The organism is Microbacterium galbinum (genome assembly GCF_023101185.1).
GTDB classification, from domain to species: domain Bacteria; phylum Actinomycetota; class Actinomycetes; order Actinomycetales; family Microbacteriaceae; genus Microbacterium; species Microbacterium galbinum.
Genome location: NZ_CP078077.1, coordinates 1,438,974 through 1,462,846, shown reverse-complemented (window position 1 = coordinate 1,462,846; position 23,873 = coordinate 1,438,974). Strand labels below are relative to the sequence as shown.

Below are 23,873 nucleotides of genomic sequence, written 5' to 3'. Positions count from 1 at the left end.
GCCCTGAGCCTGTCGACGGGTCCCAGCCAGCCGGCGACAGGACTTCCCCCCGGGTGCCGCGACCCGGCATTCTGGGGGGATGCCCCTGTCCGCGAGCGAACTGCACCGGCGCGGGGTCGAAGCGGCCAACGCCCGACGGTTCGCGGCGGCCCGTCGCGCCCTCGACGACGCCGCGGCCCGCACCGACGACGCCGACCTGCGGGCACGGATCGACGGCACCCGGGCGTACGTGCAGGCGCAGACCGGGCATCCGTCCGAGGCCGAGCAGCTGTGCCGCGAGGCGCTCGATCGCGCGGGGCTCAGCGACGCGACCGTCGCACTGCTGAGCGGGCAGCTCGGCACGCTGCTCATGCACGGCGGCACCCTCGCCGAGGCCGAGGTCATGCTCAGCCGCGCGATCGACGCACTCGGGGCGACCGGCGACGAGAGCACCGAGCTCGCGAACTGCCTCATGAACCGTTCGATGGTGCGGATGCAGCGGCACGAGCTCGCGGCATCGACCGACGACCTGCACCGGGCCGTCGCGGTCTACGAGCAGAACGGCGACGAGGAGCCTCTCGCCGAGGCCCGCCACAACCTCGGCTATGCGGCGCTGCTCGGTGGCGACCTGGTGACCGCGCTGTCGCTCATGACCGCCTCGCGCCCGGTGTTCGCGGCGACCAGCGACCTCGCGACGGCGATCAGCGACCTCGACCGCGCCGAGGTGCTGCGCGATGCCGGGCTGACGACCGAGGCCGAGACCCTCCTCGCCCGGGTGGCGGGGCAGTTCGGGGCGCAGCGGATGCCGCAGGCCCGGGGCGAGGCGGAGTTCCACCTGTCGCGTTCCCTGATGCGGCACGATCCGGTGGCGGCCGAGCGCATGGCACGCACCGCGGCCCGCCGCTTCGCCGCCCTCGGCAGCGCGGGCTGGGCGGCGCGCGCCGACGCCGTGCGCCTCGAGTCGCGGCTGCGCACACGGCCCTCGAGCCGCAGTGCGCGCATCGACGATGACATCGAGCGCACGGCATCCGCTCTCGCGCACGGCGGCTTCCGCACCGAGGCGACCGCCCTGCGCCTCGACGCACGCCGCGACGGCAGCGGACGGATGCCGCGCGTCGATGCGAGCGCTCCCACCCCGCTGCGGCTGAGGGCGCACGAGGTGCGAGCAGCCCGGGCGGCGGCGGGCGGTCGCCACACGGCGGCTCTGCGCGCGGCGACCGAGGGACTCGACCTGCTCACTTCGTGGCAGCAGTCGTTCGGCGCGCTCGACCTGCAGGCGTCCGTCGCGATGCACGGCACGGATCTGATGTTCGCGGGGCTTCGGGCGGCGGCGAGGACGCGCGACCCCGCCGTGCTGTTCGAGTGGGCGGAGCGCGCCCGTCACCTCAGCCACCAGGTCGCGCCGGTGCGCCCGCCGGTCGACGACGCACAGGCATCCGATCTCGCCGAGCTGCGGATGCTGCGCGCCGACCTCGCCGGTGCCGACTGGACGACCGACGCCCGCGTGCGCGTGCTGCGCGACCGGGTGCGCGAGCGGCAGTGGGCGGCGACCGGTGCCGGCGAGACCCGCGGGCGCCTCGATCTCCCCGGCGCCCGCGCGCGCCTCGACCCCGGCACGGCGCTGCTCGCGTACCTCTACACGGGCGATGAACTGCTGTGCGTGGCGACGACGGCATCCGGAGCGTCGGTCGTCGAACTGTCGTGGCCGCGCGTGCGCGCCGCGATGGACGGGCTCCGTGCCGACCTCGACGTCGCCGCCCTCACCCGGGGCGGCCCCCTGTCCGCGCTGATCGAGCGCTCGCTGGCCGTGCGCCTGCAGACCCTCGACGACGAGCTCCTCACCCCCGTGCGCGCCGCGGTGAACCCGGCGGATGCGCAGCGCGTCGTGATCACCCTGCCCGGCGTACTGGCCGGTGTGCCCTGGGCGATGCTGCCCGGCATGCACGGCGTGCCCTTCACTGTCGCGACCTCGGCGTCGCGCTGGGCCGAGGTGCGCACCCGCCGAGCGACGGGTCGTCGCCCGGAACGCATCGGCTTCGCCACCGGTCCGCGCGTGCCCCGCGCCGGGGAAGAGGTGCAACGGGCACGCGCGGCCTGGGCGACGACGGATGCCGCGACCACAACGCTCCTCGGAGGCGAGGCGACGGTGTCGGCCGTGACCGAGCTGGCCGGGGCATCCGATCTGCTGCACATCGCCGCGCACGGGCGGCACTCCGCCGACAACCCCCTGTTCTCGGGCTTCGAGCTCGCCGACGGCACGCTGTTCGGCTACGACGTCGACCTGATCCCCACGGCGCCCGAGACGGTCATCCTCTCGGCGTGCGAGCTGGGCCGTTCGGCGGTGCGCTGGGGCGAGGAGGCGCTCGGTATGACACGGGTGTGGCTGCACGCCGGCACCCGCTGCGTGATCGCCGCCCCCGTCACGGTGCCCGACGACGTCGCGTGCGAGTTGCTCGCCACGGTGCACGGGCACCTCGCCGACGGCATGGACCCCGCGCCCGCCCTCGCCGTCGCCGCGCAGGAGACCGGGCATCGGGCGCCGTTCCAGTGCCACGGCGCCGGGTTCTGACCTTTCTCCGAACTTTTTCTCGACGCGATGTATCACGAGGGGCGCGAGGCGCTCCTGTTCTTCGGAAGGTGTCGAACGCGGGAGGCTCCGAGCACCGGAGTCGGGAGGACGCGGTCGAGGGGGGTTCATCCGTGCACTGGGGAGTGCGGGAGGGCGACGACCGGCACCGACTGCTCAGAGATCACCGCGGCTCGGCTCCGTGATGGCCTCGGAAGGGTCCGGCGGACGGGGAACGCCGGGCCCTTCGTCCGTCTGCGGTTCTTGCCGTTGGGTCCCTGAGCCTGTCGAAGGGTCCGGCCACGAGAAACCGGTGAAAGACTGGGGTCATGAAGATCGTCGTCATCGGAGCATCCGGAAGCATCGGCCGCGTCGTCTCGGACACGCTCGAATCCCGCGGGCACGAGGTGATCCGCGCGTCGCGCACCGGCGAGGTGCGCGTCGATCTGGCGGATGCCGCGTCGATCGCCGCCCTGTTCGTCGAGGTGAACGACATCGATGCCGTGGTCGTGGCGGCGGGCTCCGTGCCGTTCAAGCACCTCACCGAACTCGACCGCGACGACTACACGGCGGCGTTCCTCGGCAAGACGCTTCCGCAGATCGAGGTCGTGCGTCAGGCGATCACGCACCTGCGCGACGGTGGGTCGGTCACGCTCACCAGCGGTGTGCTGTCGCGCGACCCGATCGCCACCGGCGCCGCGGCCGCGATGGCCAACGGTGCGCTCGAGTCGTTCGTGATCACGGCGGCCGCCGAGGCGCCCCGCGGCATCCGCATCAACGCGGTCTCGCCCGACGTGCTCGAGAACTCCCCCGGCTATCACCGGCTGTTCGCCGGTCACCGCCCGGTCGGCGACGACGAGATCGGTCGCGCCTACACCCTCGCGGTGGAGGGCCTCGAGACGGGTCGGACGATCACGGTCTGACCAACGGGTTGGGCGACGGCCTGGCGGGCGGTCGAGCCGGCTGGCTCGGTCAGCGTGACTCGGCTGCCGCGGTGTGGTGACGGATGACCTCGGCCACCACGAAGTTGAACCACTTCTCGGCGAACTCGGGGTCGAGGTGCGCCTCCTCGGCGAGCGCGCGCAGGCGGGCGACCTGCTGCTCCTCGCGGCCGGGGTCGGAGGCGGGCATGTCGTACTCGGCCTTGAGGTGACCGACCTGCTGAGTCGCCCGGAAGCGCTCGGCGAGCATGAAGATCAGCGCGGCGTCGATGTTGTCGATGCTGGCACGCAGGCGCAGCAGTTCGGCCTTCGGATCCTGTGGCGCGGTCATGCCTCCACTCTAGAGCGCGAGCCAACGCCGGTGATCGGATGCCGGGCACCGCTATCGTGAGCACATGAGCAACGAGAAGCCGCCGGCATCCGGGCCCTCCGACGACGACGCGTCGGCGGACGAGCACTCGCCGGCCGCGGCACCGGTTGCAGCACCGGCGACCGCGTCGAGCGGGCCGGCTGCGTCGCACCCGCAGCGGGCCGTCGTGATCGAGCCGATGACGCCGAGCCGCTCGTTCTGGACCCGCATCGACCGCCCCTTCGTCTTCGGCTTCCTGGTGACTCTCGGCGGTCTCGGCGCACTCGTGCTCGGGCTCGCGGTCACGAGCCTGTCGACCGTGCTCATCTACATCGCTCTCGCCCTCTTCGCCGCTCTCGGACTCGATCCGTCGGTGCGCTTCCTCGAGCGCCGCGGGCTCTCCCGGGCGATCTCGGTCGTGATCGTGATCCTGTCGCTGATCGTCGTAGTGGCGCTGATCCTCTGGATGGTGCTGCCGATCGTGATCGAGCAAATCGCGAGCTTCGTGCGATCGGTCCCCGGGATGATCGCCGACTTCCAGCGCAGCGATCTCTACGCCACGCTCGACGACCAGTTCGGCGACCAGTTCCAGGGCCTCGTGGCCGACGTGCAGAAATTCCTCACCGATCCCGGCAACATCGCCAGCATCGGCGGCGGCGCATTGCAGGTCGGAGCATCCATCGCCTCCGGGATCTCGGGTGTGATCGTGGTGCTCGTGCTCACCCTGTACTTCGTGGCGACTCTGCCCGGAATGAAGCAGAGCATGCTGCGCCTGATCCCCGCCCGTGACCGCGACCGCGCCGGCGACATCACCGACCAGATCACCGATTCGGTCGGTGGATACGTGATGGGCATGGTGGTGCTCGCGTTCTTCAATGCGATCCTCGCACTGTTGCTCTACACGTTCCTGGGGCTGCCGTTCCCGCCGCTCATGGCGACCGTCGCGTTCTGCATCACGCTGATCCCCCTCGTCGGATCGGTGATGTTCTGGATCATCGGCACGGGCCTCGCGCTCTTCACCGACCCGCTCGGTGCGCTGATCTTCGCGGCGATCTACCTCGTCTACATGCAGATCGAGGCGTACGTCATCACTCCGCGCGTCATGAACAAGGCGATCGCGATCCCCGGCTCGCTCGTGGTGATCGGCGCCCTCGCGGGTGGCACGCTGCTCGGTCTGCTCGGGGCTCTCGTGGCGGTGCCGGTGGCGGCATCCATCCTCATCATCATCAAGCAGGTCTGGGTCCCGAGGCAGGACGCCCGGGTGTAACGGAGGCGGATCCTCCGTCGGAGCCCGTCTCTCGCAGATCCCCTCTCAGAGTCGCGTCGAAACCCACCACGAGCCACGTCGGTGACGATGGGTCTCGACGGGGGCGATGGTTTCGACGGGTCCCCGGATGCCGGGGATGGATGCCGGAGAGGGATGCCGGGCACACGCAGAAGTGCCCGGACCCATCGGGCCCGGGCACTTCTCGTGATGCGGTCAGGAGGTCAGATCAGACCCTGCTCCTCGAGCCACTTCTTGGCGATGTCCTTCGACGACTGCTGGTCGACCGTGCTGAGCACGTTCAGCGACACGAGCTCCTCGGCGGTGAGCTTGGCGCTGACCTCGTTGAGCACGTCGGAGACCTCATCGGCGATGTCGCTCGACACGATCGGCACGACGTTCGACGAGATGATCAGGTTCTCGGGGTCCTCGAGGGCCACGATGTCTTCGGTCTCGAAGGCGGGGTCGGCGGTGTAGATGTCGGCGACCTGGATCTCGCCGGCGAGCAGCGACTCGAGCGTGCTCGGGCCGGTGGCCGAGAACTGCAGGTCGACGCCGTAGACGTCCTTGGCCGCAGACGGGCTGTACGGGCGCTGCTCGAACTCGGGAGCCGCACCGATGGTGACGGGCGACGGAGCCTTCGACAGGTCGGCGATCGAGGTGATGCCGTACTCGTCGGCGAAGCTCTTGAGCACCGTGTACGTGTCCTGGTCGGATGCCTCGGCGAAGTCGAGAGCCGTCAGGCTGTCGGGCAGGGCGTCCTGCAGGGCGGCGTAGACGTCGTCGGGGCTGGTGACGTCGACCCCGTCCTTCGACAGGTACTCGAGCAGGCTGCCCGTGTACTCGGGGAAGACGTTGATCGCGCCGGACTCGACCTCGGGCATGTACGCGTCGCGCTGACCGATGTTGAGCTGCGTCTCGACGTCGAAACCGGCGTTCGAGAGGGCCTGGGCGTAGATCTCGGCGATGATCTCGTTCGAGTAGTACGCCTGCGAGCCGACGACGATCGTGTCGCCGCTGCCGGAACCGGCGCTGTCGGACGGCTCGTCGAGCGGGTTGCTTCCGCCGCAGGCCGACAGGGTGAGCGCGGCCGCGGCGACAAGGCCGACGGCGAGGACGGAGCGCTTGCCTCGTGCTGTGAACATGGATTTCCTCTTCTCTGGAAACTGCTGGGACTTCGAGTGCTGTGGATTCAGGTGGATGGCGCCGGGCGGATGCTCAGGCGGTGGCGGGTGCGGGTTCGGAGGCGGTGGCGGTGGCGGATGCCGTGGCCGAGGCGGAGCGGGAAGCCGCGTTCCGACTCGATCGCTTGCCGTCGGCGCGCGGCCCACCGCCACGGAGCCCGGCGGGAACAGCGGCGCGCTGGGCGGTGGCGAGAAGCAGATCGACGATCAGGGCGAGCACCGCGACGATGATCGCGCCCGCGAGCACCTGGTCGAACCGGCGCAGCGGGATGCCCTGGATGATCGGCCAACCGAGACCGCCGAGGTTCACATAGGCGGCGATCGTGACGGTCGCGATGACCTGCAGGAGCGCCGAGCGGATGCCGCCGACCAGCAGCGGCAGACCGAGAGGCACCTCGACCTTCCAGAACACCTGCCAGCCGGTCATACCCATCGCCTTGGCGGCGTCGAGCGTGCGCCGATCGATCGCTTCGAGGCCGGTGTAGGCGCCGGCGAGCAGCGAGGGGATCGCGAGGAGCACGAAGGTGATGATCGCGGCCTCGGGGATGCGGAGCACTCCGAGCAGGAGCACGAGCAGCACCATGAGTCCGAACGAGGGGATGGCGCGGGCGGCACCCGAGACGGCGACCGCCACCTCGCGGCCGCGGCCCGTGTGCCCGATCAGCCACCCGATCGGGATCGCGATCGCCGCGGCGATCAGTACCGAGATCGCGGTGAGGGCGAGGTGCTCGCCCAGGAGTTTGGGCAGCGCGTAGGTGCCGGTCCACTGGGCGGGGGCGAGGATCCAGGCGAAGGCTTCGACGAAGAGGTTCATGCGGGAGCCCCCACGGCGATCGCGCGGCTCGCGGTGGCCTTCGAGGCCGCCCGGGTCCACGGCATGAGCGCGCGGCCGACCAGCAGCAGTATCAGGTCTATCACGAGTGCGATGACGACGACCGCGATCACCCCGGCGAAGACCTCGGCGATGATGCGCCGTTCGAGGCCGTTCGTGAAGAGGTAGCCGAGGTTCGTGACGCCGATCAGGATGCCTACGGTGGCGAGCGAGATCGTGCTGACAGCGGTCACCCGGAGTCCGGCGAGGATCACGGGGCCGGCGAGCGGGAACTCGACCGCCCAGAAACGGCGGAAGGGCGCGAACCCGGTGGCCGTCGCCGCCTGGCGCACATCGTCGTCGACCGAGTCGAGGCCGTCGGACACGGCGCGCACGAGGATCGCGATCGCGTAGATCGTCAGGGCGATCACGAGGTTCGTCTCGCTGATCGCCGAGTAGCCGAGCGTGGCGGGCAGCAGGATCAGCAGCGCGAGGGAGGGGATCGTGTACAGCAGACCCGTCAGGACGATGATCGGGCCGCGTACGAGTCGGTAACGCCAGGCCACCCAGCCGAGGGGCAGCGAGAGGACGAACCCGAGCACGATCGGCACGATGCTCTGCCGCAGGTGCACTGCGGTGAGCTCGAGGATCAGCCCGAAGTTGTTGACGACCCAGTTCACGGCTGACCGCCCTGCACGGCGCCGAGGGCAGCGGCATCCGGCCCCGCCAGCGGACCGTCGACGTGCTCGGTCTCGGCGACGAGCGCCCCCTGGGTGCGCCCCTCGGAGTCGACGACCACGGTGCCCTGCGGCGTCTGCTTGAGGTGCAGCGCGCGGCGCCCGCGGTCCGCGCCGATGAACGAGGCGACGAAGTCGTCGGCCGGGTTCTCGATGATCTCGCTCGGCGAGCCCACCTGCACGACCCGCGCGCCCTTGTCGAGGATGACGACCTGGTCGCCGAGCAGGAACGCCTCGTCGATGTCGTGCGTGACGAACACGACCGTCTTGTCGAGCTCGTGCTGCAGCCGCAGGGTCTCCTGCTGCAGATCGGCGCGCACGATCGGGTCGACGGCGCCGAACGGTTCGTCCATGAGCAGGATGTTCGGGTCGGCGGCGAGACCGCGGGCCACACCCACGCGCTGCTGCTGACCGCCCGAGAGCTGGCTGGGGTAGCGCTCGGCGAGCTTCTGGTCGAGACCGACCGTGTCGAGCAGCTCACGGGAGCGCGCGTACGCGTCGGACTTCTTCACGCCGTTCAGACGCAGCACGGTCGAGACGTTGTCGATCACCGTGAAGTGGGGCATCAGTCCCGAGTTCTGCATGACGTAGCCGATGCGACGGCGCAGCTGCACCGGGTCGCCGCCGAGCACGCTCTCGCCGTCGATCTCGACGTCGCCCGAGGTCGGCTCGACCATGCGGTTGATCATGCGCAGCAGCGTCGTCTTGCCGCAGCCCGACGAGCCCACGAACACCGTCGTCTTGCGCGACGGCAGCACCAGGCTGAAGTCGTTCACGGCCACGGTGCCGTCGGGGAACTGCTTGGTGACGTTGCGGAATTCGATCATGGGTGGTCTCCCGTCGGGGGATCGATGCAGGGCGCGACGATGGCGGGCATGTGTGCGGCGGGTTCTACGACGACGAGCGGATGCCGTCGCCGATCAGGCCGAGACCGCGACGCTCGGGTCGAACGCGACGTAGCCCGAGAAGTCGCCGCCGACGCGCTCGAAAGCGGTCGGGTACGGCGTCGGGTACGACCACGCGAGGTCTTTGTGCAGCTTTCCGTCGACCTCGACGGAGAAGTACTGCGCCGCACCCTTCCAGGGGCACGTGTACGGCGTCGGGCTCTCGACGAGCGCGCCCGGCGTGATCGACGCCGGCGGGAAGTACCAGTTGCCCTCGATGCGGAAGAGGTCGGCTTCGTCGGCCTCGGCGATCACGGTTCCTGCGAGTACAGCCTTCATGGTTCTGCCTCCTGGGATGTGGGTTAGAGCGTATAAGAGGTCGCCGACATTGCGGCGGGGGTTGTGCGCGCGGCCGTCAATGTGAGAAATAAAGCGCGCAGCGAAGCATCCGCCGTCACTCCCTGTTCGGAGCGTCGGCCGATTCGGATCGGATGCCGCAGCGCCTCCGTCGACGCCCCGGCCCGGCGGCTCACGCCGAGGCCCGCCCGCAGCCCTCGAGCAGCCGCAGCCAGACCTCGCTCACCGTCGGATACGAGGGCACGGCGTGCCACAGGCGCTTGATCGGCACCTCGCCGACGACCGCGATCGTCGCGGCCTGCACCAGTTCGGCGACCTCCGGGCCGACGAACGTCGCACCGAGCACGACGTCGCGCGCGGTGTCGACGACGAGCCGGGCCTGCCCCTCGAACCCGTCCTCGTAGAGGCTCGCCCCGGCCACCCAGCCCAGGTCGTAGTCGACGACCTTCACCTCGTGGCCCGCATCGCGTGCGGCCTTCTCGGTGAGCCCGACCGATCCCACCTCGGGGATCGAGAAGGTCACCTGCGGAACCGCGGCGTGGTCTGCGGTCGCGGCGTGGCGACCCCACTCGTCGGCATCCACCGGCTCGTCCTTCGCCCGGGCGGCGATCACATCGCCCGCCGCGCGCGCCTGGTACTTGCCCTGGTGCGTGAGCAGCACCCGGCCGTTGACGTCGCCCACCGCGTACAGCCAGTCCGAACCGGGCACCCGCAGGGTGTCGTCGACCTCGATCCACGTGCCGGACTCGAGACCCGCCGTCTCGAGGCCGATGTCGCCGCTGCGCGGCGAACGCCCCGTCGCCACGAGCACCTCGCTCGCGGTGATCTCGCTGTCGTCGTCGAGGGTGATCGTGACGCCGGCGTCATCGCGCCGCACGGCCGACGTGCCCGTGTTCAGCCGCACGTCGACGCCGAGCTCGCGCAGCCCCGCCGCGACGCGCTCGCCCGCGAACGGCTCCATGCCGCCCAGCAGGTCGCTGCGTGCGATGAGGGTGACCGTCGATCCGAGCGCGGCGTAGGCCGTCGCCATCTCGACCGCGACCACACCGCCGCCGATCACGGCCAGCGAATCCGGAAGCTCCTCGGCGCTCGTGGCCTCGCGGCTCGTCCACGGAGAAGCCTCGCGCAGGCCGGGGATCGGCGGCACGACGGCATCCGAACCCGTGCTGATCGCGACCGCGTGGCGGGCATGCAGCACGCGCGTGCCGCCGTCGGCATCGGTCACCGTGACCTCGCGCTCGCCCGTCAGGCGCCCGTGCCCGCGGGCCAGATCGATGTGCGCCGACTCGAGCCACTTCACCTGGCCGTCGTCCGACCAGTTGCTCGTGAAGGAGTCGCGGCGCGCGAAGACCGCACGCACGTCGAGAGCACCGGTCACCGCCTCTTTCGCGCCGGCGACGTGCTGGGCCGCGCGCAGCGCCTGGGCCGAGCGCAACAGCGCCTTCGACGGCATGCACGCCCAGTACGAGCACTCCCCGCCGACCAGCTCGCTCTCGACGATGATCGCCGTGAGACCTCCCTGCACCGCGCGGTCCGCGACGTTCTCGCCGACCGGTCCTCCGCCCAGCACGATCAGGTCGTACTCGTTCGTCTTGTCTGCAGTCATCGCTTCGCACCTCTCCGCGCAACAGTCTCGCTGAACAGCAACGTCGTGTCACGGGGTGGTTGTTCCCCGACGCGCCGGGTACGGTATGCGCCGCGTGGGGTTCACAACTCCGGAGAAACCGGGCCGCGCCGGCGCTGGGGTGCGAAACCCGCCAGATCGGGACCGATTCTCCGGAGTTGTGCACCGCTTCTCCGGCCGAGGGCGTACCCAACTCAGGAAGGACCGAACCAGAACCGCCCGAAACAAGCCGGATCCGGCGAAATCCGAGCGTTCTTCCTGAGTTGGGTACACACGCCGAGCCTGACCGAAGCCCGGCGGGCAGGGGTCAGCGCACCGGCAGGATGTGCGTCGGCGTCGCGGCGGGGGCCTGGTGGCGGATGCCGAGGGGCGCGCCCGTGCGCTCGTCGAGGTCGATCAGACTGATCGAGTCGGACCGCTGCCCGGCGACCACGAGCTTGCCCTCGAACACCAGGTGATGGCGCGGCCAGTCGACGCCGGAGTCGGCGAGCGCGATGGATTCGAGGCGCTCACCCCCGCCGAGCACGCGCAGCGCCGCGATCGTGTTGCTGCCGCGCAGGGCCGTGTACAGGAAGGCGCCGTCGCGGGTGCGGGCGAGCTCGGCGGGGAAGTCGACGCCGACCTCGGCGATGGGACTCGACAGGGTCGACGACACGACGGCCCACGACCCGCTCGGGGTCTCGGCGAGGGTGAACACCTCGCACGAGTACTCCGTGACGATGTGCAGGTGCCCGCTCGGGTGCACCACCATGTGACGCGGACCGACGCCGAGCGGCAGGATCACCTCGTGGTCGAGGCGCAGCCCGGTTCCCGACAGCCGCCAGAAGCGCACGAGGTCGAAGCCGAGGTCGGTCGTGACGATGCGCCCATCGGGCAGGAACGCCGCCGAGTGTGCGTGCGAGGCGCGGTCGGGCAGACCGTAGGGATCGGATGCCGCCGCACCCACGCCCGGTTCCTCGCGCACCGCGTCGGGGTCTTCGTCCTCGCCGAACAGTGCCGCGCGCAGCGCCGCCGCGGCATCCGCCTTCGCCGGCACGATGCGCCCGTCGGTCGCGAGGCCGAATCGCACCACCCGACCGTCGCCGTAGCAACTGGCGATCAGCGTGGCCCCGTCGCGCGAGACGGCCAGGTGGCACACGGCCTCTCCTGCCGGCACCGGGCCGCCGAGCGGCGCGAGCGATCCCTCGCCCGAGCGCACGAAGGCCTGCACCGCGCCCTCGTGCTCGAGCGCCGCGTAGACGACGTCGAGCGACGGATGCTGCGCCAACCACGACGGTGAGGATGCCGTCGCCGCGAGGTCGCGGTAGCCGAGCGTCGTGGCTTCGCGGCCGTCGTCTCCGGCGAGGAATCCGATCCCCTCGGCGGAACCGTCCATCTCGGGGCCGTAGCCCCCGAGCCAGAAACGGGTCACGGGGTCAGTCGACGAGGTCGTGGCGCACGACCACCTGGTCGCGCTCCGGGCCCACGCCGATGACCGAGATGCGCGTGTTGCTCATCTTCTCGAGCGCGAGCACGTAGTCCTGCGCGTTCTTGGGCAGGTCGTCGAAGGTGCGGGCCACCGAGATGTCTTCGCTCCAGCCGGGGAAGTACTCGAGGATCGGCGTCGCGTGGTGGAAGTCGGTCTGGTTGACCGGCACCTCGTCGAAGCGCTCGCCGTCGACGTCGTAGGCGACGCACACGGGGATCTGCTCGAGTCCGGTGAGGATGTCGAGCTTGGTGAGCACGAGGTCGGTGATGCCGTTGACGCGCGTGGCGTAGCGGGTGATCGGGGCGTCGTACCAGCCGACGCGGCGCGGACGGCCGGTGGTGGTGCCGAACTCGAAGCCGCGCGAGCGCAGCCATTCGCCCTGCTCGTCGAAGAGCTCGGTCGGGAACGGACCCGATCCGACGCGGGTCGTGTACGCCTTGACGATGCCGACGATGCGGTCGAGTGCACCGGGACCGACGCCCGAACCGGTGGCCGCGCCACCCGCGGTCGCCGACGACGACGTGACGAACGGGTAGGTGCCGTGGTCGACGTCGAGCATGGTGGCCTGGCCGCCCTCGAACACGACGACCTCGCCGCGGTCGAGCGCCTCGGCCAGCAGGTAGCCGGTGTCAGCGACCAGCGGGCGCAGCCGCTCGGCGTACGAGAGCAGGTCTTCGACGATCTCGTCGACCGTGATGGCGCGGCGGTTGAAGATCTTCACCAGCAGGTGGTTCTTCTGATCGAGCGCACCCTCGACCTTCTGGCGCAGGATGTTCTCGTCGAACAGGTCTTGCACGCGGATGCCGACGCGGTTGATCTTGTCGGCGTAGGCCGGTCCGATGCCGCGGCCGGTGGTGCCGATCATGCGCTTGCCGAGGAAACGCTCGGTGACCTTGTCGAGCGTGCGGTGGTACTGGGTGATGATGTGCGCGTTGGCGCTCACCTTCAGGCGCGACACGTCGATGCCGCGGGCGCCGAGCGCCTCGAGCTCGTGGAAGAGCACCTCGAGGTCGACGACGACGCCGTTGCCGATGACCGGCGTGACGCCGGGGGAGAGGATGCCGGAGGGCAGCAGGTGCAGGGCGTACTTCTCGTTGCCCACCACGACGGTGTGCCCGGCGTTGTTGCCGCCGTTGAACTTCACGACCCAGTCGGTGCGGTCACCGAGCAGATCGGTGGCCTTGCCCTTTCCTTCGTCGCCCCACTGCACGCCGACGATAACGATTCCTGGCATGGGTGTCCCCCTTGCTTTCGCCGGGTTTGCACCGGCTGATGAGCTGGCCCTTGTCGGGCTCCCCCATCCTATCGAAGGGGCCGACATCGCCTTCGGCGAGGTCCTGGCGGGAAACGTGCGGATGCTGTCGCTCCCGCGCATCGCGGATGTCGGAGACCCCTGACACCATCGGAGGATGTCGAAGACCGCTCCCCTCACCGGCGACCTACAGGGCACGAAGCCCCGGCAGGGACCGCTCGTGCTGATCGCCGCCCTCGTGACGGTCGTGCTCTGGGCGTCGGCGTTCATCGGCATCCGCGGTGCGGGTCCGCACTTCGACCCGGGTGCGCTCGCGCTACTGCGCATGGCGGTCGGCAGTCTTGTTCTCGCGGTCATCGCGGTGCGCCACGGCATCCGTCTGCCCGCGCGGCGGCACTGGTGGCTGGTCGCGGTGTGGGGCGTCGGGTGGTTCTGCGTCTACAACCTGGCGCTCAACGCCGCCGAGCGTACGCTCGACGCGGGCACGGCGGCCATGGTGGTGAACCTCGCACCGCTGATGGTCGTGGTGTTCAGCGGACTCTTCCTGCGCGAGGGGTTCCCGAAGCCGCTGATCATCGGCGCGCCGATCGCGTTCCTCGGCGTCGTGCTGATCGGCATGAACTCACAGGCGGCCGAGGGCGAGGGCCCCGACCTCACGGGGCTGCTGCTGGCCCTGCTCGCCGCGGTCATGTACGCGGGGTGCACGCTGCTGCAGAAGCATCTGCTGAGCGCCGGGTCCGATGCGACGACGCTCACCTGGCTCGGCGCGATGGCGGGCACCGTCGCACTGCTGCCGTGGACGGGCAGCCTCATCGGCGCGCTGCAGAGCGCTCCCCTCGGCTCGACCCTCTGGGTCGTCTACCTCGGCATCTTCCCCACGGCGATCGCCTTCACGACCTGGGCCTACGTGCTGCAGCGCAGCACCGCGGGGCAGACCTCCGCCACGACCTACGTCGTGCCCGCGGTCGCGATCCTGATGTCGTGGGCGATCCTCGGCGAGGTGCCGACCCCGCTGATGTTCCTCGGCGGCGCGCTCTGCCTGCTGGGTGTGCTCGTGACGCGGTTGAGGTGGGGGCGGCGGGGCTGACCCAGGCGTATCGATATACCGATCGCCATAGCGAATTCGCCCGAATCCGGCGCCCCACTTAGCGATATTCCGACAAGCCCGCGTCCAGAGTGGGAAACCGCCCTGAGATGCCGAAGTTCGCCCGTTTCACGGCTACGGTGTCCGACGGTTCGACCGCCAGAGTGTCGAGCACGGAACGTCGGAGGAACGATGAAAACTGTGTGGCCCTACGTGCGGATCGTCGCCGCCCTACTCGCGCTCGCGGCACTCGCGCGGCAGCTCACACGCGAGATCGCGACCGCCCAGGCGGCGACGACCGAATGGGGACGCGACATCCCCACCGCAGTCTCGAACTTCTTCAGTTTCTTCACCACGCTCTCCGGTCTCATCGCGGCCATCGTCCTGCTGATCGCCGCCGGGTGGATGCTGCGCACCCGCCGCAGCGACGACACGGAACCCCGCTGGCTCGCCGTGCTGCTCGCCTACGCGAGCACCTACATGATCACGACCGGCATCGTCTACAACCTGCTGCTGCGCAACATCCCCTCGCACAGCGCGACCGAGGCGTGGACGAGCGAGACGCTGCACGTCGTGCTCCCGATCGTGATGCTGCTCGACGTTCTCTTCGCACCGCGCCGCCGCTCACTCGGTTGGGGCACCGCGCTCCTCGCCGTGGTCTTCCCGCTCGCGTGGGGCGGTTACACACTGGTTCGCGGGCCGTTCATCACCGACCCGTTCACCGCCACGCCCTACTGGTACCCGTACCCGTTCCTCAACCCGAACACCTCGAGCTGGGCCTCGGTGGGCCTGTACGTCGCCGCCATCGCGGCCGCGATCGTCGTCATCTCGCTCATCGTCGTCGGGATCGGGCGCCTCCGCGGCGCGCGGAAGCGTCACTAGGTCGCGCCGTTCGCCTGCATCAGGCCGCTCCACGACGGTACGGGCCCGAGCCGACCGTGGCGCCTGAGCTCGCGCCTACTCCACACTGATGTCATCGGGCTTCTCCCGATACATTGGCGGCGGAGGCATGATGACGACTTGGTGGCCCTACCTGCGGATCGCCGCAGCCCTTCTCGGCGCGGCGGCGCTCGTTCGGCAGATCACGGTGTCGATCACGAACGCGCATTCGTCGACCACCGAGTGGGGTTCGCACGTGCCGACCGTCGTGGCGAACTTCTTCAGCTTCTTCACCGTCCTGTCGAACATCGGCGCAGTGGTCTCCCTGACGATCGCCGCGATCTGGATGATCCGCACGCGACGCGACGACACCCCCGAACCCCGCTGGTTGGCCACGCTGCTCGTCTGCACCAGCACCTACATGATCGTCACGGGCATCGTCTACAACCTGCTCCTCCGGTACATCAACCTCGACGGCGTCTCGGAGGTGTGGACCAACGAGACGCTGCACGTGATCGTGCCGCTCGTCATGCTCCTCGATGTGCTCTTCGCTCCGCGTCGGCGCGCACTGCCGTGGAGCGCGGCCCTCGTCGCCGTGATCTTCCCGCTGGTGTGGACCGTCTACACGATGGTGCGCGCGAACTTCATCACGGGCCCGATCACCGGGAACCCGTGGTGGTACCCCTATCCGTTCCTCGACCCGCACGGTCCCGGCGGATGGGGCTCGGTCGTCTTTTACATCATCGGGATCGCGATCGGCATCGTCGCCGTCGCCGCCGGTGTGGTCTGGGTGGGTCGTCGCCGCGGCATCCGCGTTCCCTGATCCGACGGTCGCTCGGCCGATGGGGACTCCTCCCCATCGGCTCCGAGCCGGCGCGTCGGTGGATGCGGTTACCCTGGTGCGGGGGAAGGACGCGATGTTTCCCCGCGTGATCGAGGAGACTGCAGATGAACGAGCCCTACGCGCCGGACCCGTCGACGAATTCGGCCCCTCCGCCCCCGCCCGCGCCTCCCGCACCGGCGCCGGCACTGCGCAGCGAACTGCGTGACGCGCCCCCGACGTTCCCGGCATCCGCCCCCGCCGCACCTGCACAGGCCCCGGCATCCGCCCCGGCTCCGAAAGCGGATGCCGCGCCCAGGACGGCCCCGTCCGACGCGGAGATCTCGCGGGCGAGCGACGTGCTGAAGGTCGTCTCCGACGCCTACTCCGCGAAGATGGTGGGCCAGGAGCGCCTGCGCATGAGCCTGCTCATCTCCCTCATCGCCGGCGGCCACATCCTGCTCGAGAGCGTGCCCGGCCTCGCCAAGACGACCGCCGCGAGCACCCTCGCCGACACGGTCAAGGCGCAGTTCAAGCGCATCCAGTGCACGCCCGATCTGTTGCCGAGCGACATCACGGGCAACCAGATCTACGACGCGGCGACCGGCTCGTTCCGCACCGTGCTCGGCCCCGTGCACGCCAACTTCGTGCTGCTCGACGAGATCAACCGCTCGAGCGCCAAGACCCAGAGCGCCATGCTCGAGGCGATGCAGGAGCACCAGACCACGATCGGCGGTGAGGTGCACCACCTGCCGAAGCCCTTCCTCGTGATCGCGACGCAGAACCCGATCGAGCAGGAGGGCACCTATGAGCTGCCCGAGGCGCAGATGGACCGCTTCCTGCTCAAGGAGATCGTCGAGTACCCGAGCCCCGCCGAGGAGTTCGAGATCCTCGGCCGCATCGACTCCGGTGTGCTCGACCCCGACCGGCACGTCTCGAGCGCGATCTCGCTCGACGACGTCCACATGCTGCAGGACGTCGCGAGCCGCATCTACGTCGACCCCGCGATCCGCAACTACATCGTGTCGATCGCGTACGTCACGCGCAACCCCGCACCGTACATCGGCGACGACCGCGCCCGGTTCATCAAGTACGGCGCGAGCCCCCGCGCGAGCATCGCTTTCCTGCAGGCGTCGCGCGCCCTCGCCCTGCTCAAGGGTCGCTCGCACGTGCTGCCCGAAGACATCCGCGAGCTGCGCCACCTCGTGCTGCGCCACCGCGTGCTGCTGACGTTCGAGGCCGACGCCGAGGGCATCCGCAGCGAGGAGATCATCGACCAGATCTTCGCCGCCGTCCCCACTCCCTGACCCGGTCGCCGAGCCCGGAACAGTCGCCCCCGCACCGGAACAGAAGCCCATGCCCAGTCTGATCACGCAGGTGAAGAGCAAGCTCTTCCTGCACTCGTCGCGCAAGTCGATGCACGCGCTCGACGGTGCGCACGCGTCGCTGCTGCGCGGGCGCAGCCTGGACTTCGAAGACCTGCGCAAGTACGAGTACGGCGACCAGGTGCGCGACATCGACTGGCGCGCGACCGCCCGCCTAGGCACGCCGCTGGTCAAGCGATCGCGGGCGATGCGCATGCAAACGGTGCTGTTCGTCGTCGACACCGGGCGCTCGATGACGGCCCTCGCGGCCGACGAACGCCCGAAGAAGGACCTCGCGATCATGGCGGCCGGTGCTCTCGGCATCCTGACGCTGCGCCACGGCGACGACTTCACCACGGTGTACGGCGATGCTTCGCGCGCGCGTCGTCTGCCCCCCGGTCGCAGCGAGGGCGCGCTCGAGCACGCCCTGCGCACGATCAGCCGGGCGACCGACGAGAGCACGGTTCCCAACGACCGCGACGGCCTGCTCTCGTACGTCACCCGCACGGTGTCGCGGCGCATGATCGTCGTCGTCATCACCGACGAGGCGCCGATCACGAGCGAGACCGAGCGGATGCTGCGCCGTCTGCGCGTGCAGCACGACGTGCTGTGGCTCACCCTCCGCGACGCGGATCCGGTGCTCGATCACGCGACGGGGCGCATCCGCAGCGATGTCGACAGCAGTTGGGACGTGCCGGACTTCGTGCAGGGTGACGCGGCGATCGTGCGCCAGCTCACCGCGCAGGCGCAGGCCGAGGAGGCGCACCTCGCCGAGACCCTGAAGCGCCTCGAGATCGGCCACGCCGTGCTCGAGGCTCAGGAGTCGGCCGTCCCCCAGCTGCTGCGCCTGCTCCACGGGGCGCTCAGCCGATCCGGCGGGAGGTCGAATGCCCGGGTCTGATGAGCTCTACCCGCCGGCGCAGTACGGCTGGGGCTGGGTGCTGCTCGCGTTCGGCATCCTCGCCCTGCTGATCGTGGGCGCATGGCTCGTGATCGCGCTCACGAAGCAGCGCCGCTCCGCCGACCGTCTCGGCATCGAGCAGCCGCAGCTGCTCACGGGCGACGTGCTCAGCCAGTTGCGCGTGGAGTACCTCGACCGCGTGCAGCAGATCGAGACCGACTACCGCGAGAAGCGGCTCTCGCCCCGCAACGCCAACCTCGAACTGAGCCGCGTGGTGCGCACCTTCGTCAACGAGTACAGCGGCCTCGAGGCCCCGGTACTCGCCCTCGATGACCTCGTCTCCCGTGGAGTGCACCCCGCCCTGATCGACGCGATGCGCCGACACTACTATCCGAGCATCTTCCGCCAGGGCCCGCCGATCGATCCTCTCGCCGGCGCCGAGGCGGCGCGGACGGTGGTGCGCTCATGGCACTAGCGAACGGCTGGCTCATCATCGTCGCGGCCGCGGTCGTGATCGCCGCCCTCGGCATCGGTCTCGCGCTCGGACTGCGCCGCCGCGGGCAGTCCACGGGAACCGACCGCGCACGCATCGCCCGCGCGGAGCGTCTGCGCGCGCTGCCCGCGTTCCGCGAAGCGCTCTCCCGACGGATCATCGCCCTGAGCGGCATCCTGCTCCTGGGTGCGCTCACGGTCATCACGGCCGGTGTCGTGGCCGCCCGGCCGATGTCCTCCCAGACGATCCAGCCCGTCAACACGAGCCGCGACATCATGCTCTGCCTCGACGTCTCGGGATCGATGTCGGAGGTCGACGTCGAGGTGCTGACGGTGTTCGAAGAGCTGCTCGACGGCTTCGAGGGGGAGCGCATCGGGCTGACGATCTTCAACAGCTCGCCGGTGCAGATCTTCCCGCTCACCGACGACTACGACTTCATCCGCACGCACCTCGAGAGCATGCGCGAGAGCTTCGACTACGTCGATCAGATCCCCGAGCACTGGGTCGGCACGCTCAACGGCAACGGCGCCTCGCTGATCGGCGACGGGCTCGCCGCCTGCGCGATGGGCTTCGACCACCCCGACGACGAGCGCTCGCGCTCGGTGATCTTCGCGACCGACAACGAGATCAACGGCGCGTCGATCGTGACGCTCGAAGAGGCCGCGAACTACGCCGCGTCGAACGGCGTGCGCGTGTTCGCGCTGAACCCCGTCGAGGGCAAGGACGCGGATGTGAGCGCCGAACTGGCCGCTGCGGCCGAAGCGACCGGCGGCCAGGCCTACGGACTGCGCGACACGACCACGGTCGGCGACATCGTCGAGCAGGTGCGCGAGCAGGACGCGACCGAGCTCCGCGGCGAGGCGCAGGTGGTGTGGACCGACGCCCCCGATCTGTGGATCGTGGTCGTCTCGATCGCGCTGCTGTCGTTCGTGGTGCTGCTGTGGAGGGTGCGACTGTGATCTTCCAACCCGCCATCAACGTCTTCCTGCTCCTGCTGCTGTTCGCCCCGATCGCCGCGCTCGTGGTGTGGGTGCTCGTGCGCGCGCCGAAGGACGCGGGGCGCTCGACCGCCCAGACGCGCAACCACCGTCTGCTCTGGGCGCTGCGCTTGGCCGCGGTGCTCGCCTGCTTCGTGATGCTGCTGCGCCCCGGCATCCCCGGCGGCGCCACGCAGACCCTGGCGACCGACACCGACATCGTGCTGGTGGTCGACACGACCGCGAGCATCGTCGCCGAGGACTGGGCCGACGGAGAGCCACGCCTCGACGGCGTGCGCGCCGACGTGCGCACGATCATCGCCGAGTACCCGGGCGCGCGCTTCGCGCTGCTCACCTTCGATGCCGCCGCCGAACTGCGGATGCCGTTGACCACCGACACCACGGCGCTGGTCGGGTCTCTCGACGTGCTGCGCCCCGAGGTCACGAGCCAGTCGCGCGGAAGCTCGATCGGCATCGCCGCGACCCTGCTCGAGCAGACGCTCGCGTCGGCGGCCGAGTCGTCGCCCGATCGCTCGCGCATGGTGTTCTACTTCGGCGACGGCGAGCAGACCGTGTCGTCGGACCCCGAGTCGTTCGCCGCGAGCGCGCCCTACACCGACGCCGGCGCGGTGTTCGGGTACGGCACCGCCGAGGGCGGGCCCATGCGCATCACCAGCGGCGGCGTCGACGGAACGGATGCCGGGTACATCCAGTACCAGGGCTCCGATGCACTGTCGGTCGTCGACGAGCAGAACCTGCAGGCGCTGGCCGCCGAACTCGGCGTCGAGTACGAGCACCGCACGGCCGACACCGAGCCGCAGCTGCCCGAGGCGCCGACGACCACCACGAACTACGCCGAATCGGGCGAGGTCGGCAACGTGACCGAGCTCTACTGGATTGCGGCGCTCGTGCTCATCGTGCTGCTCGGGATCGAATTGGCGCGCGCGGCCATGCTGATCGCCCGCCTGCGCGGCCTCCGCACCCCGAAGATCGACTCCGCCGGCTCGGAAACCGGGTCGCTGAGCCTGTCGAAGCGCCCTTCCCGCAGAAAGGGGGAGCCCGATGAGTGACCCGCAGGCTGCGGCCGCGCACCTGCTCGCCTCGAACCGTCGGCGCCGCAGCATCCGTCGATGGATCGCGATCGGTTCGCTGCCCCTCGTGCTGGTGTCGCTGTTCTTCGTGGGCAAGATCCTCAGCATGTACGCGTTCGCGCACCAGGCGATCAGCGCCTACGTCGTCGACGACTACGCGGGCTCCGAGGCGGCGGCCGAGGGCCAGGAGTTCCTCAACTGGTTCGAGCCGTACAAGGCCCCCTTCAACATCGGCACCGCGCTCGCGGGCGCCGAGGAACTGCCCGAGGCACGCACGAAGCTCGAAGAGGCCCTCGACCTGGCGACGGGCCTGGAGGTCTGCGCCGTGCGCGTCAACCTCTCGCTCGTGATCGAGCGGATGGGCGATGCGGCCCGCGAGGGCGGCGACGGCGCCGGTGCGGCCCAGCTGTACGCCGAGGCGCTGACGATCGTCGTCGAGACGCCCGAGGAGTGCAACAGCGAAGAGGCCGAGAACCAGTCGTCCGATCCGGATCGCGACATGGGCGAGAGCCTCGACGACTCCGAGGAGCGGCTGAAGGAGAAGCAGCAGCAGGAGCAGGAGCAGGAGCAGCAGCCCGACCCGCAGGAGGGCGAGGAGGAGCAGGAGCAGCCGCAGCAGCCCGACGAGCAGAAGCTCGACGACCTCAAGGACAAGCTCGACCAGGGCACGCAGGAGCGCGACCAGCAGCAGGGCGGCGACGAGCCCGGCTCGGGAACGGACAGGCCATGGTGATGGATCACGAGAGCCAGCGCGCCCGCTACCTCGCGGGCGCCGAAGGTGCGCCACCCGTTCCGCCGCCCGGCGGCTACCGGGGTGCGCGCCGCGGCACCGGACCGCAGGAGGCACCGGCGTTCCCGACGTTCGTGTCGGTGGCCGACGGCGACGACGAGCGCCGGTCGGCGAACGCGATCGGATGGATCGCCCTGCTCGCCAGCATCCTGTTCGCCATCGTGCTGCTGGGTACGATGCTCGCCGGCGGCACCGACCTGCTCTACGGCGTCACGATGCTCGCCCTGCAGCTCGTGCTCGTCGCGGTCATCATCGCGGCGATCGCCACGAGACGGGGGCGGATGCTCGGCGCGATCGCCCTCGTCATCGCGGTGCTGTTCAACGTCGCCACCGTCGGCGGGCTCAGCGCCCTGCAATCGTCGGCCAGCGGCAACTACGACGGATCGAAGTCCGACGAGCAGAAGCACGCCGAGGCCTACCCCGGCATCAAGGGCACCGACAACCAGGACGTGCTGAACCAGCAGTCGCTCGAGGAGGTGCGCGCCGAGGCCGACAGCCTCTTCGCCGACGTGCGCCAGCGCCTCAGTGACGAGTTCGGCTACACCTGGACGCAGTTCACCGACGAAGACCTGCGGCCCGAGCGCAACGGCTACGGCGGGGAGTCGATGCTCTACGAGTACGGCTCGGCGGGCTGGGCGACCAACGAACCGATCCAGGACTACGCGCGCAAGCAGCAGGTCATGGCCGTGATCGATCAGGTCGTGCAGGAGCACGGGATGTACGGCCTGTATGCCTTCAACGACCCGACCGGATCGGGCATCGACCCGACGATGATCGAGAAGCTCTACGGCAGCGACGACCCGCGCACCCAGCACACGTGGGAGTCGTACACCGAGAACTACCCCGATCCGCTGCGCTTCTACGCGACGATCTACGACCTGTCGAACGACGCGGACGGCGGATTCAGAACCGAGCGCGAGGCGCAGAACGCGCGCACCGGCGAGCCGGTCGAGGGACTGCAGCTGTTCGTGATCGCGAGCGCCGTGCTCAGTGACGACGACCGCGACGAGTTCGAGAAGAAGATCCAGGAGTACCCCGGGTTCTGAGGCCCGGGGCCGCTGCCCCTCGCTGGGTCGCTGAGCCTCGCCTCCCTGGGTCGCTGCCCGCCGAGGCGCTCAGCTCGCGAGCGCGAGACCCGCGGCGAGCGCGAAGCCCAGAACGGTCGCGAGACCGGTCGACTCCTTGGCCTTGGACTGGGCCTCGGGCACCATCGAATCGACGAGCATCACGAGCAGCGCCCCGGCCGCGAAACCGCTGGCCGCGGTGCGGAACGCGTCGCCGGTGATGCTCGCGAGGCCGAAGCCCGCGACGGTCGCGGCGGCGCAGATCACGGCGACGCCGGCCCACAGCAGCAGTACGCGCGAGCGCTTCATGCCGCCGTCGAGCAGGTCGGCGGCCGAGCCGATCGACTCGGGCAGGTTGGAGACGAGGATGGCGACGACGAGCGCGATGCTCACCGGTTCGCCGGACGCGAGGCCGATGCCGAGCACGAGCTGCTCGGGGATGCCGTCGAGCAGTGCACCGACGGCGAGTTGTCCGCCGCCCGCGTCGCCCTTCTTCTTCGCGGCGCGCGCGTCGAGGATGCGTGCGGCGACGTAGTAACTGATCGCGCCGAGGGCGACGCCGATGACCAGGGGGAACGGACCCCCGCGATCGAGGCCCTCCTCCCAGAGCTCGAAGGCGATCGAGGCCATGAGCGCGCCCGCACCGAAGCCGAGCACGAAGCCCAGCCAGCGCGGCGGCCATTTCCGCAGCATCGCGAGCACGGCACCGATGAACAGCGGCGCCGCCGCGACCACGCCCCACAGCACTGCTGCGCCCATGAGCACCTCCGTGGCCCACTCTGGCACGACAGCGCGCCGACGGCATCCGCCTCTCCCGTGCGGAGGAGATCTCTCGCTCCGCAGGACGGATTCGAGGATTCGCTCCTCCGTTGCGTGCGATCTCCTCCGCTGCGTGCGCCGGAGCCGCCAGCCGGGTGCCGGCAGCCGGAGCCGGCAGCAGGCCGGAATGGACCGCATCCGGATGCCGTCACGCATTCGGGAGCGACACGCCGCC

The 23,873-nt window shown here is 70.1% G+C and carries 23 protein-coding genes; 13 read left to right on the top strand and 10 right to left on the bottom strand.

Translation table 11 applies throughout. The annotated features are described in order from the left end of the window. Positions 1 to 79: 79 nt before the first annotated feature. Both KV396_RS07235 and KV396_RS07230 read left to right on the top strand, forming a co-directional pair. Entirely contained in the window at positions 80 to 2,548 is a 2,469-nt protein-coding gene (locus tag KV396_RS07235; RefSeq protein ID WP_247957351.1) for a CHAT domain-containing protein, read from the top strand. 326 nt (positions 2,549 to 2,874) lie between these two features. Further along, positions 2,875 to 3,468 carry a short chain dehydrogenase gene (locus tag KV396_RS07230; RefSeq protein WP_247957350.1) on the top strand — a complete coding sequence of 198 codons (594 nt, stop codon included), beginning with the start codon at positions 2,875 to 2,877 and terminating at the stop codon, positions 3,466 to 3,468. A gap of 49 nt (positions 3,469 to 3,517) precedes the next feature. On the opposite strand, the gene KV396_RS07225 is transcribed toward KV396_RS07230, so the two are convergent. Beyond that, a complete protein-coding gene (locus KV396_RS07225) occupies positions 3,518 to 3,817 on the bottom strand; it encodes a chorismate mutase (RefSeq protein WP_247623912.1) in 300 nt (99 codons plus the stop codon). A gap of 64 nt (positions 3,818 to 3,881) precedes the next feature. Here KV396_RS07225 and KV396_RS07220 point away from each other — a divergent pair, with 64 nt between their 5' ends. After that, positions 3,882 to 5,102: an AI-2E family transporter gene (locus KV396_RS07220; RefSeq protein WP_247957349.1), complete on the top strand. Its 1,221-nt coding sequence runs from the start codon at positions 3,882 to 3,884 to the stop codon at positions 5,100 to 5,102. Between the two features lie 221 nt (positions 5,103 to 5,323). On the opposite strand, the gene KV396_RS07215 is transcribed toward KV396_RS07220, so the two are convergent. From KV396_RS07215 to KV396_RS07180, 8 genes are all read right to left on the bottom strand, one after another. Further along, positions 5,324 to 6,244, bottom strand: coding sequence for an ABC transporter substrate-binding protein (locus tag KV396_RS07215; protein WP_247957348.1), 921 nt, complete (start codon positions 6,242 to 6,244; stop codon positions 5,324 to 5,326). Positions 6,245 to 6,317: 73 nt separating this feature from the next. Then, entirely contained in the window at positions 6,318 to 7,097 is a 780-nt protein-coding gene (locus KV396_RS07210; RefSeq protein WP_247957347.1) for an ABC transporter permease, read from the bottom strand. Beyond that, positions 7,094 to 7,774: an ABC transporter permease gene (locus KV396_RS07205; protein ID WP_247633312.1), complete on the bottom strand. Its 681-nt coding sequence runs from the start codon at positions 7,772 to 7,774 to the stop codon at positions 7,094 to 7,096. Before KV396_RS07205 ends, KV396_RS07210 begins: the two co-directional genes overlap by 4 nt. Next, a complete protein-coding gene (locus KV396_RS07200) occupies positions 7,771 to 8,658 on the bottom strand; it encodes an ABC transporter ATP-binding protein (RefSeq protein ID WP_247633313.1) in 888 nt (295 codons plus the stop codon). The genes KV396_RS07205 and KV396_RS07200 overlap by 4 nt, the downstream gene beginning before the upstream one ends. A gap of 93 nt (positions 8,659 to 8,751) precedes the next feature. Next, positions 8,752 to 9,054 carry a DUF427 domain-containing protein gene (locus tag KV396_RS07195; RefSeq protein WP_247633314.1) on the bottom strand — a complete coding sequence of 101 codons (303 nt, stop codon included), beginning with the start codon at positions 9,052 to 9,054 and terminating at the stop codon, positions 8,752 to 8,754. Between the two features lie 190 nt (positions 9,055 to 9,244). Beyond that, positions 9,245 to 10,678 carry a dihydrolipoyl dehydrogenase family protein gene (locus KV396_RS07190; RefSeq protein WP_247957346.1) on the bottom strand — a complete coding sequence of 478 codons (1,434 nt, stop codon included), beginning with the start codon at positions 10,676 to 10,678 and terminating at the stop codon, positions 9,245 to 9,247. A 325-nt stretch (positions 10,679 to 11,003) separates the two neighbouring features. Further along, the gene (locus tag KV396_RS07185) at positions 11,004 to 12,107 is read right to left on the bottom strand and encodes a lactonase family protein (RefSeq protein ID WP_247633316.1); all 1,104 of its coding nucleotides are present in this window, start codon (positions 12,105 to 12,107) and stop codon (positions 11,004 to 11,006) included. A gap of 4 nt (positions 12,108 to 12,111) precedes the next feature. Then, the gene (locus KV396_RS07180; protein ID WP_247623921.1) at positions 12,112 to 13,398 is read right to left on the bottom strand and encodes an adenylosuccinate synthase; all 1,287 of its coding nucleotides are present in this window, start codon (positions 13,396 to 13,398) and stop codon (positions 12,112 to 12,114) included. 175 nt (positions 13,399 to 13,573) lie between these two features. On the opposite strand from KV396_RS07180, the gene KV396_RS07175 reads away from it, so the two are divergent. The 10 genes from KV396_RS07175 to KV396_RS07130 all read left to right on the top strand — a co-directional run bounded on the left by KV396_RS07175 (position 13,574) and on the right by KV396_RS07130 (position 22,861). Continuing rightward, positions 13,574 to 14,503, top strand: coding sequence for a DMT family transporter (locus KV396_RS07175; RefSeq protein ID WP_247957345.1), 930 nt, complete (start codon positions 13,574 to 13,576; stop codon positions 14,501 to 14,503). 189 nt (positions 14,504 to 14,692) lie between these two features. Next, complete coding sequence (locus tag KV396_RS07170) at positions 14,693 to 15,382, top strand: Pr6Pr family membrane protein (RefSeq protein WP_247633319.1); 690 nt, start codon at positions 14,693 to 14,695, stop codon at positions 15,380 to 15,382. A gap of 130 nt (positions 15,383 to 15,512) precedes the next feature. Further along, positions 15,513 to 16,202 (top strand): Pr6Pr family membrane protein, encoded by a 690-nt coding sequence (locus KV396_RS07165; RefSeq protein WP_247957344.1) that lies wholly within the window; start codon positions 15,513 to 15,515, stop codon positions 16,200 to 16,202. Positions 16,203 to 16,327: 125 nt separating this feature from the next. Further along, positions 16,328 to 17,506 (top strand): AAA family ATPase, encoded by a 1,179-nt coding sequence (locus KV396_RS07160; protein ID WP_247633321.1) that lies wholly within the window; start codon positions 16,328 to 16,330, stop codon positions 17,504 to 17,506. 49 nt (positions 17,507 to 17,555) lie between these two features. Next, entirely contained in the window at positions 17,556 to 18,464 is a 909-nt protein-coding gene (locus KV396_RS07155) for a DUF58 domain-containing protein (protein WP_247957343.1), read from the top strand. Then, a complete protein-coding gene (locus KV396_RS07150; protein WP_247957342.1) occupies positions 18,451 to 18,939 on the top strand; it encodes a hypothetical protein in 489 nt (162 codons plus the stop codon). Before KV396_RS07155 ends, KV396_RS07150 begins: the two co-directional genes overlap by 14 nt. Next, the gene (locus KV396_RS07145; protein WP_247957341.1) at positions 18,930 to 19,916 is read left to right on the top strand and encodes a VWA domain-containing protein; all 987 of its coding nucleotides are present in this window, start codon (positions 18,930 to 18,932) and stop codon (positions 19,914 to 19,916) included. The genes KV396_RS07150 and KV396_RS07145 overlap by 10 nt, the downstream gene beginning before the upstream one ends. Next, positions 19,913 to 21,004, top strand: coding sequence for a vWA domain-containing protein (locus KV396_RS07140; protein ID WP_247957340.1), 1,092 nt, complete (start codon positions 19,913 to 19,915; stop codon positions 21,002 to 21,004). Before KV396_RS07145 ends, KV396_RS07140 begins: the two co-directional genes overlap by 4 nt. Beyond that, positions 20,997 to 21,758, top strand: coding sequence for a hypothetical protein (locus KV396_RS07135; RefSeq protein ID WP_247957339.1), 762 nt, complete (start codon positions 20,997 to 20,999; stop codon positions 21,756 to 21,758). The genes KV396_RS07140 and KV396_RS07135 overlap by 8 nt, the downstream gene beginning before the upstream one ends. After that, a complete protein-coding gene (locus KV396_RS07130; protein WP_247957338.1) occupies positions 21,758 to 22,861 on the top strand; it encodes a DUF4064 domain-containing protein in 1,104 nt (367 codons plus the stop codon). The genes KV396_RS07135 and KV396_RS07130 overlap by 1 nt, the downstream gene beginning before the upstream one ends. A gap of 69 nt (positions 22,862 to 22,930) precedes the next feature. Here the strand turns inward: KV396_RS07130 and KV396_RS07125 are convergent, their stop codons facing one another. Beyond that, complete coding sequence (locus KV396_RS07125; protein ID WP_247957337.1) at positions 22,931 to 23,638, bottom strand: ZIP family metal transporter; 708 nt, start codon at positions 23,636 to 23,638, stop codon at positions 22,931 to 22,933. Positions 23,639 to 23,873 lie beyond the last annotated feature (235 nt).